16 protein-coding genes are annotated in these 15489 nt (G+C 72.0%); 5 read left to right on the top strand and 11 right to left on the bottom strand.

From position 1 onward, the window contains the following. Position 1 precedes the first annotated feature (1 nt). Both ACIA6A_RS10185 and ACIA6A_RS10180 read right to left on the bottom strand, forming a co-directional pair. Positions 2-1096 carry a fumarylacetoacetate hydrolase family protein gene (locus ACIA6A_RS10185; RefSeq protein WP_396097167.1) on the bottom strand — a complete coding sequence of 365 codons (1095 nt, stop codon included), beginning with the start codon at positions 1094-1096 and terminating at the stop codon, positions 2-4. After that, positions 1093-1938: a hypothetical protein gene (locus ACIA6A_RS10180; protein ID WP_396097166.1), complete on the bottom strand. Its 846-nt coding sequence runs from the start codon at positions 1936-1938 to the stop codon at positions 1093-1095. Before ACIA6A_RS10180 ends, ACIA6A_RS10185 begins: the two co-directional genes overlap by 4 nt. A gap of 77 nt (positions 1939-2015) precedes the next feature. Here ACIA6A_RS10180 and ACIA6A_RS10175 point away from each other — a divergent pair, with 77 nt between their 5' ends. Next, positions 2016-3176, top strand: a complete 1161-nt coding sequence (locus ACIA6A_RS10175) for a homogentisate 1,2-dioxygenase (RefSeq protein ID WP_396097165.1) — start codon at positions 2016-2018, stop codon at positions 3174-3176. On the opposite strand, the gene ACIA6A_RS10170 is transcribed toward ACIA6A_RS10175, so the two are convergent. Continuing rightward, positions 3173-4381 carry a chitosanase gene (locus ACIA6A_RS10170; protein WP_396097164.1) on the bottom strand — a complete coding sequence of 403 codons (1209 nt, stop codon included), beginning with the start codon at positions 4379-4381 and terminating at the stop codon, positions 3173-3175. The two genes, ACIA6A_RS10175 and ACIA6A_RS10170, sit on opposite strands and share 4 nt — an antisense overlap. A 153-nt stretch (positions 4382-4534) precedes the next feature. On the opposite strand from ACIA6A_RS10170, the gene ACIA6A_RS10165 reads away from it, so the two are divergent. Continuing rightward, positions 4535-5716, top strand: a complete 1182-nt coding sequence (locus ACIA6A_RS10165; RefSeq protein WP_396097163.1) for an ROK family transcriptional regulator — start codon at positions 4535-4537, stop codon at positions 5714-5716. 146 nt (positions 5717-5862) lie between these two features. On the opposite strand, the gene ACIA6A_RS10160 is transcribed toward ACIA6A_RS10165, so the two are convergent. The 4 genes from ACIA6A_RS10160 to ACIA6A_RS10145 form a co-directional block, all read right to left on the bottom strand. Then, the gene (locus tag ACIA6A_RS10160) at positions 5863-7266 is read right to left on the bottom strand and encodes a tetratricopeptide repeat protein (RefSeq protein ID WP_396097162.1); all 1404 of its coding nucleotides are present in this window, start codon (positions 7264-7266) and stop codon (positions 5863-5865) included. A 22-nt stretch (positions 7267-7288) separates the two neighbouring features. After that, the gene (ispF, locus tag ACIA6A_RS10155) at positions 7289-7759 is read right to left on the bottom strand and encodes a 2-C-methyl-D-erythritol 2,4-cyclodiphosphate synthase (RefSeq protein WP_396097161.1); all 471 of its coding nucleotides are present in this window, start codon (positions 7757-7759) and stop codon (positions 7289-7291) included. A gap of 4 nt (positions 7760-7763) precedes the next feature. Beyond that, entirely contained in the window at positions 7764-8468 is a 705-nt protein-coding gene (ispD, locus tag ACIA6A_RS10150; protein WP_396097160.1) for a 2-C-methyl-D-erythritol 4-phosphate cytidylyltransferase, read from the bottom strand. A 146-nt stretch (positions 8469-8614) separates the two neighbouring features. After that, positions 8615-9100, bottom strand: coding sequence for a CarD family transcriptional regulator (locus tag ACIA6A_RS10145; protein ID WP_023562842.1), 486 nt, complete (start codon positions 9098-9100; stop codon positions 8615-8617). A gap of 334 nt (positions 9101-9434) precedes the next feature. On the opposite strand from ACIA6A_RS10145, the gene ACIA6A_RS10140 reads away from it, so the two are divergent. Continuing rightward, positions 9435-10235: a hypothetical protein gene (locus ACIA6A_RS10140; protein WP_396097159.1), complete on the top strand. Its 801-nt coding sequence runs from the start codon at positions 9435-9437 to the stop codon at positions 10233-10235. A 34-nt stretch (positions 10236-10269) separates the two neighbouring features. Here the strand turns inward: ACIA6A_RS10140 and ACIA6A_RS10135 are convergent, their stop codons facing one another. Genes ACIA6A_RS10135 through ACIA6A_RS10120 form a run of 4 tightly spaced genes read right to left on the bottom strand, consistent with a single transcriptional unit; the run spans position 10270 to position 13720 of the window. Beyond that, positions 10270-10725, bottom strand: coding sequence for a DUF6023 family protein (locus ACIA6A_RS10135; protein ID WP_396097158.1), 456 nt, complete (start codon positions 10723-10725; stop codon positions 10270-10272). Between the two features lie 28 nt (positions 10726-10753). Further along, the gene (locus ACIA6A_RS10130; RefSeq protein WP_396097157.1) at positions 10754-11815 is read right to left on the bottom strand and encodes a type III polyketide synthase; all 1062 of its coding nucleotides are present in this window, start codon (positions 11813-11815) and stop codon (positions 10754-10756) included. A gap of 43 nt (positions 11816-11858) precedes the next feature. Then, positions 11859-13016 carry an acyl-CoA dehydrogenase family protein gene (locus ACIA6A_RS10125; protein WP_396097156.1) on the bottom strand — a complete coding sequence of 386 codons (1158 nt, stop codon included), beginning with the start codon at positions 13014-13016 and terminating at the stop codon, positions 11859-11861. Continuing rightward, positions 13013-13720, bottom strand: a complete 708-nt coding sequence (locus ACIA6A_RS10120) for a methyltransferase domain-containing protein (protein WP_396097154.1) — start codon at positions 13718-13720, stop codon at positions 13013-13015. The genes ACIA6A_RS10125 and ACIA6A_RS10120 overlap by 4 nt, the downstream gene beginning before the upstream one ends. Positions 13721-13766: 46 nt before the next feature. On the opposite strand from ACIA6A_RS10120, the gene ACIA6A_RS10115 reads away from it, so the two are divergent. After that, positions 13767-14603: a UbiA family prenyltransferase gene (locus ACIA6A_RS10115; protein WP_396097153.1), complete on the top strand. Its 837-nt coding sequence runs from the start codon at positions 13767-13769 to the stop codon at positions 14601-14603. Between the two features lie 97 nt (positions 14604-14700). After that, positions 14701-15444 carry a hypothetical protein gene (locus ACIA6A_RS10110; RefSeq protein WP_396097152.1) on the top strand — a complete coding sequence of 248 codons (744 nt, stop codon included), beginning with the start codon at positions 14701-14703 and terminating at the stop codon, positions 15442-15444. Positions 15445-15489 lie beyond the last annotated feature (45 nt).

The following is a 15489-nucleotide window of genomic DNA, read 5'->3' as shown; positions in this document are numbered from 1 at the left end:
TTCAAGGACAGACAGTTCCGGTGACCGAACCGAGGCCGATCGTGGTGCCGGCCGCCCCGGTCGCGGTGGCGCTGATGGTGACCGTGTCGCCGTCGAGCAGGAACCCGCGCACCGAGCCGTCCGCGAGCTTCACCGGCTCGGTCCCGTTGCTGGTCAGCTCCAGGAAGGAACCGGCTTCACCACGGGACGGCCCGGACACGGTGCCCGACGCGTACAGGTCGCCGGTGCGCACCGACGCGCCGTTGACCGTGAGGTGGGCGAGCTGCTGGGCCGCGGTCCAGTACATCTGCGCGTACGGCGGGGTGCTGACCTCGGTGCCGTTCCACTCGACGCGCAGCTGGACGTCCAGGGCCGGGCCGGGCGGCAGCAGGTACGACACCGGCCGCGGCTCCTGCACGACGGCGGGGAACGTCGCGAACGCGTCCAGCGGCACCACCCAGGGCGACACCGAGGTGGCGAACGACTTGGCGAGGAACGGGCCGAGCGGCTGGTATTCGAACGCCTGGATGTCACGGGCCGACCAGTCGTTGACCAGCACCACCCCGAACACGTGCTCGGCGAAGCGGCCGGTGGGGATCCGGCGCCCGGGCACGCCGACCACGAACCCGACCTCGGCCTCGATGTCGAGGCGCGCGGACGGGCCGAACACGCCTTCCGCGAGCTGGCCGTGCGGGCGCTCGACGGGCGTACCCGAGACGACCACCGTGCCCGACCGGCCGTGGTAACCGATCGGCAGGTGTTTCCAGGCGGCCGGCAGTCCGGGGCGTTGCGGGCGCAGGATCCGGCTGACGTTCGCCGCGTGGTGCTCGGAGGAGTAGAAGTCGGTGTAGTCCGCGACGTCGAACGGCAGGTGCAGGCGGACCTCGGCGAGCGGGATCGCCGGCGACAGCGGGGCCACCTCGGTGATCCGGGAGCGGATCTCCGTCCATCGCGGACGGCCGAGCGCCATCAGGGCGTTCAGCGTCGGCTGTCGCAGGGCGTCGTCGATCGCCGAGACGTCGCGCACGGTGCCACCCAGGCGGACCCCGATCCGGCGTACGCCGTCAGCGGTCGAAAAAACACCGTAGGGCAGGTTCTCGAGCCCGAAGAGGGTCACTCGTAGCCGCCGTTCACCAGGCCGAGCCGGACCAACTCGGTCAGCGGCTCCAGCACGTTGGAGGTGCCGAACCCGACGCAGAGCGGCCGGGGGTGCTCGCGCCGGGACCGGGCCGGTTCGACCAGGGGCACCGGATGGGTGGCCGCCAGGGCCTCGGCGACGTCGGCGACCTCGGCGCCCTCGGCCGCGAGGGCGGACGCGACCAGCACGTTGAGAAAGCCGTGGTGGGTGAAGCCGGTCTCCGGGTCGGTGTGCCGCAGCGCGTGCCGCAGCCCGGCGGCGAGTTTGAACGGCAGGTCCCGGTCCCGGCAGGCGCAGATCACCGCGGCCAGCTCGACCGGGGTGGGGAACAGTTCGGCGGCCAGCCCACCGACCCGGAACTTGGGCCGGACCGGGGACCCGCCGGCGCGTTGGTCGGCGAGCGTGTCGAGGGCGGCGAGCAGGCCCCAGCTGAGCGGGATCTCCGCGTACACCTGGAGGTCCTGGTCCCCGGCGGCGAACTCCCGCAGCGCGGCCAGGCCGGGTTGCGGGTCCTCGCCGCGGCGGGCGACGAGCGCCTCGACCTGGCCGACGACCGCTCCGCTCGCGCGCAGTTTCGAGACCGCGGTGGGCAGCGCCCCGATCGGCCCGTCGTTGACGATGCCGGTCGCCAGGCCCCGGGGCGCCACCTCGAACGCGGCGAGCGAGGCCGGTACCAGCAGCGTGCCCATCATCGGCGCGTACCAGGCGGCCTGGTGTTTGCGGTGCGCGTCGACAGCGTCGGGCACGCTGACGACACCGGGCGGGAGCACGGACGCGTCGTCCATGAACCCGGCGAACAGCGGTGGCACCAGCGTTGACACGAAACTGAACCTAATGGACGCTGCGAGAGCCGGACAACACCGTCCGTAATGTCAGTTTCCCGAGGGTGGTGGCGACGATGCCCTACTACCGCGCTGTTGGGGAGATCCCCCGCAAGCGGCACACCCAGTTCCGCCGGCCGGACGGCGGACTCTATGCCGAGGAGCTCATGGGGCAGGAGGGCTTCTCCTCCGACTCGTCCCTGCTGTATCACCGGCACCCGCCGACCGCGATCACCGCGGCCGAGACGTACACCCCGCCGAGCGGCGGTCAGACCCCGAATCTGCCGCTCAAGCCCCGGCACCTGCGTACCCACAAGCTCGATCCCGGCCCGGCGGACGCGGTCCTGGGCCGCCAGGCGCTGCTCGCCAACAACGACGTCCGGATCGGTTACGCGATCGCGGACCGGCCCTCGCCGCTGTATCGCAACGCGGTCGGCGACGAGTGCCTGTACATCGAGAACGGCCGGGCCACGGTAGAGACGACGTTCGGTTCGCTGGACGTCGGCACCGGCGACTACGTCATCATTCCGACCTCGGTCGTGCACCGGATCGTGCCCGACGGGCAGGTCCGGATTCTCACCGTGGAGGCGACCGGGCACATCGGACCCCCCAAGCGGTACCTCTCGGTCCGCGGCCAGTTCCTGGAGCATTCGCCGTACTGCGAGCGTGACCAGCGCGGCCCGGTCTTCACCGAGGCCGTCGACGGTACGGACGTCGAGGTGTACGTGAAGCACCGCGCGGGCTGGACCCGGCACGTGTACGCCCACCACCCGTTCGACCTGGTCGGCTGGGACGGCGGGTTGTACCCGTGGGCGTTCTCGATCCACGACTTCGAGCCGATCACCGGCCGGGTGCACCAGCCGCCACCGGTGCACCAGACGTTCGAGGGGCCGAACTTCGTGATCTGCTCGTTCGTCCCGCGCAAGGTCGACTACCACCCGCTGTCGATCCCGGTCCCGTACAACCACCACAACGTCGACTCCGACGAGATGCTGTTCTACACCGGCGGCAACTACGAGGCGCGCCGCGGTTCGGGCATCGAGCAGGGGTCGATCTCGCTGCATCCGTCCGGCTTCACCCACGGGCCGCAGCCGGGCGCGGCCGAGCGGTCGATCGGTGCCGACCATTTCGACGAGCTCGCCGTCATGGTCGACACCTTCCGGCCGCTCGACCTCTGCGACGCCGGGCTCTCCGTGGAGGACACCGGCTACGCCTGGACCTGGAACAGGACGGTCTAGTTGATGTGGAACGGCTGCTCGTAGACGGCGAAGTCGAGCGGCGTGTTCAGGTCGAGGTTGCCGTTGCGCAGGAAGACCCGCTGGGCGGTGTCGACCCGTGAGGTGTCCTCGTGCGCCGCTTCCTTCTTCATCTCGATGACCCGCTCGTCCAGGAAGGCGTTGAGCCAGGCCGTCTCCGTGCCACCCTGGGCGGGCGGCTTGGCCTTCTTCAACGCCTGGGTACGAATGGAACGCATCCCCTCGTAGCCGTGCATGACCGCGGCGTCGTAGTAGATGAACTGTCCGAGTGCGCGGATGCCGTCACTCTTGCCGTCGCGGACGGACGGGTTGAAGTAGACCCGGTCCCGTTCGGACTCCTGGGCGGCCCTGAAGACGGAGTCCGCGGCAGCCGTACGCCAATCGGCCTGGTAGTTCGGGTCGAGCCCGGCGTGCGAGTCGGTGCCGTCGACGTTGCGCAGGGCCGGCAGATACTTGGCGAGCACGTTGCCCGGCTTCGTGGCGGTGTACGCCTCGACCAGGTCCAGCATGTCACCGGTGCCGGAGCAGAACCCGATGATCCCGGCGGTGTACCCACGGCCGTCGTTGATGTCCTCGATGTACGCGAACTGGGCCCGCCAGTCCAGCGACGAGTTCTCCGCGGCGGAGACGATCTGCATCGCCACGTCCTTCTTCGCCGCGTTGTCCAGCCCGGCGCCGGTGGTCGGTGGTGTGGTCGGCGTGGTTCCTCCTCCCGGCAGGGTCCACTTCTGGTTCGCGGTGGTGCCGCAGGTCCAGATCTGCAGCCGGGTGCCGTTGGCCGAGCTCTGGCCGGTGGCGTCGAGGCACTTGCCGGAACCGGTGTTCACCAGGGTGCCACCTGTGCCGGCCGTCCACTTCTGGGCAACACTGTTGTTGCAGTCCCACAATTGGATTTTGGCGCCGTTGGCGGTGGACGCGTCGGTCACGTCCATGCACTTGCCGAGCACCTTGAGAGAGTTGTCGGTGTTGCCGGTCGTCCAGGTCTGCGCGTTCGTGCCGTTGCAGTCGTACAGCTGGATCGCGGTGCCGTTGGCGGAGCTCGCCGACGCCACGTCGACACATTTGCCGGCGATGCCGGTGATCGGCCCGGCGGTGGCGGCACTGGCCGGGAGCAGGCCGTACGCGATCGCGGAGGTGGGGATCAGGACCGCGCCCAGGGCATAGGCCAGTCTTCTCTTACGGATCATGGCGCTCCTCGTGGGGGGATAGAGGAATCCATCGATGGGGATGGTTGGTGAACCTAAGACAGTTAAATCGTTTAATCAATAGATGACGGTCTTGACTTAGCCCCGGCCGTCCGCTAATCGTTAAAGAGTTTTTCAATCTCTCTGGGGGCCCGATTGACACGCCTGGCGGGTTCGTCCAAGCTGCTGCGCGCCATGAACGCCAGCACCGCCCTCGCCCACCTGCTGGAGGCCGGCGGACTCACCCGCGCCGACCTGCGCAAGCTCACCGAGCTCTCCACCCCGACCATCTCCGACGTGCTGCGCCGGCTCACCGACGCCGGACTGGTCACCGTCGTCGGGCACAACAGCGGACGCCCCGGACCCAACGCGGAGATCTACGCAGCCGACCCCGACGCTGCGTACGTGGCAGCCGTGTCCGTCCGCGACATAGGCCCCAGCGGAGCGCCCTCGGTGGTCGCCGCACTGTGCGACCTGACCGGCGAGATCCGGGCCCGCATCGAACGCCGCGTCGACTTCCTGCACACCGACCCGAAGACGGCACTCGTCGACGTCGTCGCGGACCTGCGCGCGGAAGCCGGCATCCCCGCCGCGAGCGTCCACCACGTCCAGCTGGGCATCGCCGGCTCGTACGACGCCAGAGCCCACACCATCCGCCACGTCGACGTCCCCGGCTTCAGCCGCCCTGGGCTGGTCCCGGAGATCGCCGATGCCCTGGCCACCCACATCGGCGTCGACAACGACGTCAACCTCGCCGCGGTCGCCGAACGCCGCCGCGGAGTGGGCCGCGACGCCGACGGTTTCGCCCTGCTCTGGCTCGGACAGGAAGGTCTCGGCCTGGCGATCGACATCGGCGGCACACTGATGCGCGGCGCCCGCGGCGGGGCCGGCGAGATCGGCTACATGCCCCTGTACGCCCCCGACTCCACCCACCGCAAAATCGACCTCCAGCACCTGGTCGGCGGCGCAGCCGTCCTGGCCCTCGGCCACGACCACGGTCTGACCGGCCGAACCCCGCTCGACGTGGTGACCACCGCGGCCGCCGACCCGGCCGCCGCCGGCGAGTTCTTCGTCCAGCTCGCGGACCGCATCTCGGTCGGCCTGGCCGCGGTCATCGCGGTGCTCGACCCGTCCCTGGTCGTCCTGGCCGGCCCGATCGCCCGGGCCGGCGGCGAAACACTGCTGACCGCGGTCAACACCGCGGTCGCCCGGGCTGCCCCCTTGGAAAGCACCATCGCCGTAACCACCATCGACGACGACGCGGTCCTGCTCGGCACCCTCGACACCGGCCTGACCGCGGTCCGTGAATCCCTGATAGCCACCATCCGAGACAGCTGACCCACCCAGCCCCCGCCGCGACGCTCCCGCCGGGCCGCTCCCCCAGGCCCCCGGGTCGCTCCCCGCAGCGGCTGGCTCAGCGCGGCTGGCTCAGCGCGGCTGGCTCAGCGCGGCTGGCTCAGCGCGGCTGGCTCAGCGCGGCTGGCTCACGCTCGCTGGGTCAGGATCACCAGTTCGGCGACGGCGGCCACGACCAGGGCCGCGATCAGTGCCACCAGGCCGCCGACCAGTGCGTGGGTCACCAGGAGCAGCGGGGCGATCGCCGCCGCGGTGCCGGCGAACGCCAACCGCCGGTCGGTCCGCCGGACCAGCGTGAGCGCCGCACCGAGCGACCGCGGGCGCACCTGCCGGGCCAGCCAGGCACCGACCGCCACCAGGACGGTCACGCCCATCACACCGGCCCACATCCGGGCCACCCCGGGGCTGGCCAGCGTCATGACCGCACTGAGCACCGCGGCAACCACCACGCCGTTGCTGACATAGAGCGTCGCCTGCCGCACCGCGTGCGCCACAGCTCCCGAGGTATCCAGGACGGAACCGGCCGGCCGGCTGATCGCAAACCCCCCACCTGAAGGCTCAGCCGGAGGCTTCTTCTCGGCCCGGCCCCGCCCCGCCCGCTCGGCGCCCAGCCGCCCGTCACCCGACCGCCCACCACCCGACCGTCCGTCACCCGACCGCCCGCCACCCGACTGCCCGTCACCGCGCCGCGGGTCACCCAACCGCTCGTCGCCAACCCGATCGTCATCCAGCGGCCCATCACCCAGCCGGCCATCACCCAGCCGATCGTCGCCCGGTCGCCCATCGCCGGGCCGCCCATCGCCGGGCCGGCCGTCGCCGAGCTGGTCGTCGGCCTTGTCGCCGGCTGGGAGGCGGTCACCCGGTGCCATCTGGTCGGGGGCCTGCGGGCCGAGGGTGGCCTCGTCCGCCAGCGACTCCAGGGCGAGCGCCCAGCGGCGGCGTTCGAGGCGGACGATACCCACGTCGCGCTGGGCGTCGGCGATGGTGGGTTCGAGTTCGAGCGCTTCGCCGTACGCCCGCTGGGCCAAATCGAAGAGTCGCAGCCGGGCCGCGACCACCGACAGCACCAGGTGCGCCTCGGCCTCTCGCGGCGTCAGGCGTACGCCGTTCCAGGCCGCGTTGAGTGCCTCCTGACCGTTGCGTGACTCGCTGAGCAGGGCCGCGCCGGTCCGCTGGGCGACCGGGTCCTCGGGCCAGCGGGTCAGGATCTCGCCGGCGACCCGGGCCGCCTCGGCGTAGCGCCGGTCGTCGGTGAGCGCCATGGCCCGGACCACCATCGGCTCGATCGCTTCCGGGGCGGACGCGGACGCCCGGTCCGCGGCGGTCAGCGCCTCGACCGGCTGTGCGGCGGCGACGTGCACCCGGGCCAACGTGGTGAGCAGGCGTGGGTCGGCGGGCGCGGCGGTCAACCCGGCCGCGAGCTCACCGGTGGCTTCGTCGTAGCGGCCGAGATCGGCGAGCAGCAGGGCCCGCTGGCGATACTCCTCGGGGGTCGTCTCGGGCTCGGACTGTGAGGTGGGCTCGCTCGACACCTGTCGAGCCTAGCGCCCGGGATCAGCCCCGATGGATCAGCGCGGTGGCGATGGCGGCCAGGCCCTCGCCGCGGCCGGTCAGCCCCAGCCCGTCGGTGGTGGTGCCGGAGACCGTCACCGGGGCGTCCACCGCCGCCGACAGCACCCGCTGGGCCTCGTCCCGGCGCTTCCCGATCTTGGGCTTGTTGCCGATCACCTGGATCGCGATGTTGCCGACCTGCCAGCCCTCGGCGCGCACCCGCCGCACCGTCTCGCCGAGCAGGGCCACGCCGGAGGCTCCCGCCCATTGCGGCTCCGAGGTCCCGAAGTTGCTGCCCAGGTCGCCGAGACCGGCCGCGCTGAACATCGCGTCGCAGGCGGCGTGCGCGGCGACGTCGGCGTCGGAGTGCCCGGCCAGGCCCGGCTCGCCCGGCCACCTGAGCCCGGCCACCCAGCACTCCCGGTCGGGGTCGAAGGCATGCACGTCAGTTCCGATCCCGATGCGCTGATCCACGCCGTCAGGCTAGCGGGAGCAGCGCCTCGGCGATCACCAGGTCCAGCGGGCGGGTGATCTTGAGCGCGAGTTCGGAGCCGGGCACGCAGACCACCGGGATGCCGGCTTTCTCCACCATGCCGGCGTCGTCGGTGTGCGCGGCCGGCGCGGCCCGGTGCGCTGCCGCCAGCACCTCGTGCCGGAACCCCTGCGGCGTCTGGACACCGCGCAGCACGGTGCGGTCGACCGTGCCGAGCACGATCTCGCTGCCGCCGGGGGCGGGGTCGACCTCTTTGATCGTGTCCACGACGGGGAGCGCGGGGATCACCGCGGGGTGCCCGGAACGGACCGCCGCGGCCACGGATTCCACCAGCTCGGGCGGGGCGAGGGCCCGGGCCGCGTCGTGGACCAGCACGATCGCGACGTCCGCGGGGACCACGGCCAGTGCGGCCGCGACGGAATCCTGGCGTTCGGCGCCGCCGGCGACCACGATCACCGGGGCCACGGGGGCGAGGAGCTCCCGGACCGCGGCCAGCTCGGCGGCGGGTGCGGCGACCACGATGGTACGGACGGAAGGTGCCGCCGCCACCCGCCGGACAGCGTGCACGAGCAGGGGCTCACCGGCGAGCAGGCGCAGCGCTTTGGGCGCACCGGGCCCGAGGCGCACCCCGGAGCCGGCCGCCGGGACGAGCACCGCGACGTCGCCGTCGGCGTTGAGCTGGGCGGTCATCCGCGGGTCCCCGTTCCGATGTGAGCACAGAAGGTCCCTGACCTTACCCAGGCACAGCAAAGGACCGCGACGTCACCGCGAGCATTAAGCGTCGCGGTCACGTCGCGGTCCTCGGCCGTTCTGGTGCCGGTGCTGGAGAGGCCGGATCAGGCCTCGGTGAGCACCTTGTCGAGCAGGACCTCAGCCTCGTCCTTCGTGCTCTTCTCAGCGAGGGCCACCTCGCCGACAAGGATGTCGCGGGCCTTGGCGAGCATGCGCTTCTCCCCTGCCGAGAGACCGCGCTCACGCTCGCGGCGCCAGAGGTCGCGGACGACCTCGGCGACCTTGAGCGGGTTGCCGGAGGCAAGCTTCTCAAGGTTGGCCTTGTAACGCCGGGACCAGTTCGTCGGCTCCTCGGTGTGCGGAGCGCGGAGGACGTCGAAGACCTTGCCCAGGCCTTCCTCGCCGACCACTTCGCGCACGCCGACGATCTCGGCGTTCTCAGCGGGCACACGGACCGTCAGGTCGCCTTGGGCGACCCGCAGGACGAGGTATTTCTTCTCCACGCCCTTGATAGTTCTAGTCTCGATTGCCTCGATGAGTGCGGCCCCGTGGTGGGGGTAAACAACGGTCTCGCCGACACTGAAAACCATAGGTTCGAAACCCCTTTCGCTGTGTCTAGGGTAACACGCCAAGACAGCGATGTCCCACCCTGGCCGTAACTGTTAGTGCAGCTCAGGGGGCATGTGAGGCGTCTTTCTACCGCTTGACATGCGGGCCGCGAACTGCCTCTGTAACGGAAAGTGATGAAGCAGTTACCACTCGGCCTAGCGAGTCGGATATTTCGGACCTGGTGTCTTTGTGAGGTCAAGCTTATCGCTAGTGACCGGAACGGCGCACCACTGGCGGTCGGTGCCCCGGTTGGGGGAGGCTGGGTGCAAGGTCCCCGCAGCACGTGAGACTCTGCGGCAGAGGGGAGGGTGAGTCATGGGCAGCCTCAGTGACAATGGCGACAACGGCGGCACCGGCGGCAACTGGCCGGGCGACGGCGGCTCCCCCGAGGGCTTGCCCGACCTCCCCGCCGAGTGGGGCGTCATCGTCGTGCCCGACGACCTCTCGACCCTGTCCGACGAGGTCACCGAGGTCCGCGCCGAGCTGCGCCGCGTGCACCGGCAGGACCGCTGGCGGCGCCTCACCGACCGGCCCGGCCTCCGCACCCTGCGCCGCATCGGGGCGGCCGGCCTCCGCGCCCCGGTGCTGATCATCTCGATGGCGGTCCTGGTCACGGTGGCCAGCCTCTTCGCCTCCGCCTGGCCCGGGCCGGCCCGCTCACCGGCCACCCAACGCACCGCGAACACCACGGACGAGGCCGTCGGCACCCTCCCGGCCCTGGAGCTGCTCGGCATGGACGGCCACACCGCGCCGCTGCGCGGCAGCCTGCCCGCGGTGGTGCTGCTCACCGACGGGTGCGACTGCGACGCCCTGGTGGCGGCCACCATCGCCGCCGTGCGCCCGGAGATCGCCGTCATCACCGTCGTCTCGGGCAAGGCCACGGCATCCACGCCGGTGACCGCACCGACGCCGCCGACCAGCAACACCCCGCAGGCCCAGGGCAAGACCGTGCGCGCCTTGCAGGACCCCACCGGCGAGCTCCGCAAGAACCTGCGACTCGGCGACCCCGACTCCACCGCGGCGGTCGTCCTGGTCGGCAAGAACGGTCAGATCGTGCGCAAGATCCACCACGCCGCGTCCGTCGACGCGTACGCCCCCGATCTCGCCCGGCTCTGATTCACACCTCGCACCATGAGTGAGAAACGACAGGTCAGAACGTGGTCGCCCGGGTCAGGCGCCACCGGAAGGCAACCTCCCGCTCCGACTCCGAGTTGACGGTCAGGAAGAACATGCCCGCCGGGGTGACCGTCAGCTCCACCGGTGCCGGCCGGGCCGCGCACGGGATCACCCGGCCCGGGTCGGTGGTCGTCGTGCTCAACCGCAGCCGCAGCCGGCCCTCGCCGGCGCACGCCACGACCAGCGCGTAGGCGCCGCCCCGGACCGCCGAGCTGCGGTCCGCCATGCTGCCCGGCCCGATGACCAGGGTCTCCGCGTCGGCCTGCAGCGGCAGCTCCGGGATGAGACGTTCCAGGGCCCGGCGCCCGTCGGTGAGTGCCGGGTCCTCGCCGATCCGTGGCACCGCGGTGAAGAACCAGGACGCGCCCGCGGCGAGGAGCAGCACGGCGAGCGCGTACAACGTCACACCCAGGGCGCGGTCCTGCGTCACGCCGACAAGGGTACGGCCGGATCCGGGCTCAGACGTACTCCAGCAGCACCCCGTACAGCGTCAGGCCGGGACCGAACGCGAGCAGGACCGTGCGGCGGGGCGGGACCACCCGGCGGCGCAGCTCCTCGAGAACGAGCAGGACGGTCGGGGACGAGCAGTTCCCGTACGACGAGAGCACCCCGCGGGACGCCCCCAGATCCTCGTCGGTGAGGCCGAGCCGCTCCTGGACCACGTCGAGGATCCGTGGACCGCCGGGATGGACCGCCCAGCCGTCCACGTCCGCGATGCTCAGGGCGTTGCGGCCGAGCAGCTCCTCGACCAGGTCCCGCACGTGCAGCGCGAGGACGTCCGGCACCTGGGGCGACAGGCCCATCCGGAAGCCCAGGTCGGTGACGTCCCACGTCATGTGGCCGGCCGTGGAGGTGTCGGTGAGGGCGGCGACGTCGCTCACCGCGTACCCATGGGCTGGTTGCGGAGTGAGCACGACGGCGGCCGCGGCATCGGAGAAGAGCGCGTGGGAGACGATCTGCTGAATGTCGGTGTGGGTGTCCGGGGGTTGCAGGTGCAGGCTGGTGAGCTCGGCGCAGAGCAGCAGCGCGGGCCGGCCGCGGGCCGCCACGAAGTCCGCCGCCATGCCGATGCCGGGCAGCGCCGCGTAACAGCCCATGTGGCCGACGAACACGCGCTGGACCTGGGGTGACATGCCCAGGTCCCGGGCGAGCAGGATGTCCAGACCGGGAGTGGCGTAACCGGTGCAGGAGCAGACCGCGAACAGACCGAGGTCGTCGGCGGCGAGACCGGCATCGGTGAGGGCCCGGCCGATGGCCTCTTTGCCGAGCGGGATGGCCTCGATCTGGTAGCGGCGCATCCGGCGTTCGGTCGACCACGTGGAGACGTCCTCCAGCAGCGGGCTGACCGCGGCCTGCCGGGTCCGCACGCCGGAGTTCTCGAAGAGGCGTTTTGCCAGCCCACGGCGACCGCCCTGGGCGTAGTGGGCGGCGAAATAGCGATCCCACAACTCGCTCTGCTCCGTCGAGGGCGGCAACGCCACCCCGAGCCCGGCGATCACCGCCCGACTGCTTCCCTGCACTCTGCCTCCCCAGGCCGACCGTTCGTGAACCCGCGCCGGACCGTTACCAGCGTGGGGCGGTGCCTTGCGAGTCGGGATCGCCGCCGAGGGCCTCGACACCGAGCCAGTCGGCGCAGACGTCGGAGGTGGCCGGCTGCAGGGAGCCGGCCCGGGCGTCGCGGTACAGGCGTTCCAGCGGGTGGCCGCGGCGCATCGCCGAGGTGCCGGCCGCTTCCAGCATCGACGCGGCGACCTCGGCGGCCGTGGTGCCGGCCAGCAGTTTCGCCCGCCACACCCAGCGGGTCGTCTCCGCTTCACCGGGCTGCTCGTCGACCCGGCGGGCGGCTTCCATGACGGCCAGGTGGGCGGCGGCGGCCGCCGCGTCGGCCCGCCCGATGCGGGCCCGGACCGCCGGGAGGTGTCCCAGCTTCCGCGCGTTGACGTGCTCGACCGCGGCGTCCACCGCGGCCCGGGCGACTCCGGCGTAGACGGCCGCGTAACTGGCCACCATCCAGTGCGGAGCGATCTGGGCGACCACGAGCGCGAGTCCTTCCATGCCGCCGAGCAGCGCGCCCTCCGGGACCGTCACGTCGACGTGGACGTCGTGCGAACCGGTGGCCCGCATGCCGAGCGCGTCCCAGGTCGGTTCGACGGTCAGGCCGTCACCGGCCGGGACCAGGAAGTGCGAGACCTGCGACGGGTCCGCCGCGCTCCGGGCCGCCACCAGGTACGCGTCCGCGTGCCCCGCCCCCGAGCAGAACGTCTTCGAGCCCTTCAGGTGGAAGCCGCCGTCGACCTTCTCGTACCGGGTGGACATCTCGGAGAGCCGGGAGCCGGCCCCGCGTTCGCTCATCGCCACCGCGTACCAGCTGCCCTCGGCCGCCGCCCGCAGGTAGTCGTCGCGGGCGGTCAGAGCCTCCGGCGGCAGTCCCAGCGCGTCGGCCAGCTCGTCGGTGACGCCGCTGAGCGCGCCGGTGACCGAGGCGTGCATGTTGAAGACCAGCGCGGTCGCGCCGTTGCCGCGGGCCAGCTCGTAGGCGATCGCCGCATAGTCGGCGAAGCCGGCACCCGCGCCGCCGAGCCGGGCCGGCGCCATGAGGCCGAACAGCCCGGACCGCCGCAGGTCGGCGAAGTCCTCGGCCGGGAACGAGCCGTCCCGGTCGTGCCCGGCCGCCCGGGCGGCGAACCGGGGTGCCAGCCGTCTGGCCTCGTCGACGCTCACTGCGTGCCCTCCTTACGGCCGATTCCCTGATAGAGCACCTGTGTCGAGCGGGTCGGGATCATCCGCCCGTGCGCCGGCACCCGCAGGAAGAGCCAGCGGACCAGGCCGGGCACGCTCGGGCGTACCCCACGGACCTTGAGACGTACGCCGTGCGCGGAGCAACAGGTGGTGAGGTCGCCGGGATCGACGAACAACGCTGGGTCATGAATGCCCACCGGTGCCGCGGCAAACCTCTCGCCGACCGTGATCGACACGAACCGGCCCAGCCAGGTGGCATTGATCGTGTCGAGCACGAGCAGGCCGCCGGGTCGCAGCACCCGGCAGAGCTCCGCCACCGTGCCCGGCAGATCGCGGACGTGCTCGAGGATCTCGCCGGCGGCCACGACGTCGGCGGACCCGTCGGCGAACGGCAGCGCGGTCACGTCGCCGTTGACCGCGGTGACCCCTCGCCGCGCCGACTCCGCCAGCCCGGGCCGGCCCAGGTCGACGCCGATGTGCCGGTAGCCGAGGTGAGCGACGTGCGGGGCGAGCAGGCCACCGCCGCATCCCGCGTCGAGCAGCACCGCGCCCGGACGGGTCGCGGGCGGCACCAGCGCGCCGCGGGCCGCCGCCAGCCAGTGCAGCAGCTCGAAACCGCCGCCCGGGCGCCACCACTCGCCGGCCAGGTCCTCGTACTGACGGGGATCGTTGCGGGGTAGCGGCATGTGATCGACTGTGGCACGGTCCGTGCACAACCACCACACTGCTTTCATGTCCGATCCCATCGTTCTGCTCAAGGCCTCGCATCCCGAACCGGGCGGTGCGGTGACGCTCGCCATGGCGCTCCTCGCGATCGGCGTGGGGCACAGCGCGTGGGGTGTGGTGGGGGTGGCCGCCGCGATCGGTGCCACCCAGCTCTCCGTGGGCTGGGTCAACGACTGGCTCGACGCCGATCGGGACAAGGTCACCGGGCGGACCGACAAGCCCGTGGCCTCGGGCGCCGTCTCCCGGCGTACGGTCGGCACCGCGGGTCTGCTCGCGTCCCTGGCCGTGCCCCTGCTGGGCCTGCCGTTCGGGCTCACGGCGACCGTCTGCGTCACCCTGGTCGCGCTGTCCGCGCTCAGCTACGACTGGCCGCTGAAATCGACCCCGCTGTCGGTGCTTCCCTACCTGGTGGCGTTCGGGCTGATGCCGGCGTTCGTGGTGATCGCCCTGCCGGGGCATCCGTGGCCGCCCGCCTGGCTGGTCGCCGCGGGATCGCTGCTCGGCGGCGGCGCGCACTTCGCCAACGTCCTGCCCGACCTCGCCGACGACGCTGCCACCGGCGTGGCCGGGCTGCCGCACCGGCTCGGCGCCACCGGATCCCAGCTGGCCGCGGGCGGATTCCTGCTGGCCGCGACGCTCACCCTGGTCCTCGGACCGTCCGGACCGCCGTCGTGGTCCGGCATCGCGGCCGCCGCTGCCGCCGCCGTGGTCCTGCCCCTGGGCTGGTACGCGGGCCGCGCCGAACTCGCTCGCGGAGCCCGCCGGGTCGCCATGTTCCGGGCGGTGATCGTGGTGGCGCTCATCGACGTGATCCTGCTCGTGTTCAGCGGGGCCGTGGTGTGAATGGACGGGTCGGCGTACGCACCCGATCTCCGCCTACTAGGCTGACCGCGGAGGTTTCTCGACCCGTCGGCTTGACCTGTTGTCTTGGAGGACTGTGATGCGCACGCTGGGATCCCGCCGCGCGATGCTGGCTACGGGAGTTGCAGCGGTGGCCTCGATCGCGCTCGCCGGTTGCAGCGCCGGACAGGTCGCCGAAACCGCTCTGAAGCGACCGTCGACCCCGGGTGTGAACGCCGACAACGCCAACCGCTCGGTCTTCATCCGCAACCTCTCGGTGGCCTACCCGGGCACCAAGGGATACGCGCGTGGGGCGACCGCGACGCTCGAGGTCGGCCTCTACAACCAGACCACCGAGCCGGTCACCGTGCTGATCAGCAGCCAGCCCGCCACCGGGGTCTCCGCCGGTGACGACGTCGTGGCCGCGCGACTGGTCGCGCTGATCGGCGGCGGTTCGGCCTCCCCCGCGGTCCCCGCCGCGGCGCCCTCCTCCTCGGCCACGCCGACCCCTTCCCCGGCGGAATCCTCCGCCGCTCCGTCGGAGTCGGCGTCCCCTGAAGAGTCCGCGTCGCCGTCCGCGTCCCCGTCGCCGTCGGTGCCGGGTCCCAAGGTCGAGCCGGCCCGGATCGAGCTGCCCCCGCTGGGCGGGGCCACGTTCCTGCCCGACGACGTCCAGAAGCTGCAGGCGCTCAACCTCGACGGCAAGCTGGTCCCGGGGGCCGCGCTCAACCTGACGTTCGAGTTCAGCAACGGCACCGACGCGCTGGTCGTGCAGGCCCCGGTCAGCACGCCGCTGGCACCCGCCTCGCGCGGCGCCGCCGACATCGCCGAGGACCACGAGTAAGACCGGTCCGCTGCCGGGCGTCGATGCTCGTTTGTCACACCCGCG

Origin of the sequence: Actinoplanes sp. NPDC051494 (assembly GCF_044454705.1) — a bacterium.
Taxonomy (GTDB): domain Bacteria; phylum Actinomycetota; class Actinomycetes; order Mycobacteriales; family Micromonosporaceae; genus Actinoplanes.
Note: the sequence above shows the minus strand (reverse complement) of the source record. Positions and strands in the feature narration are given on the sequence as shown.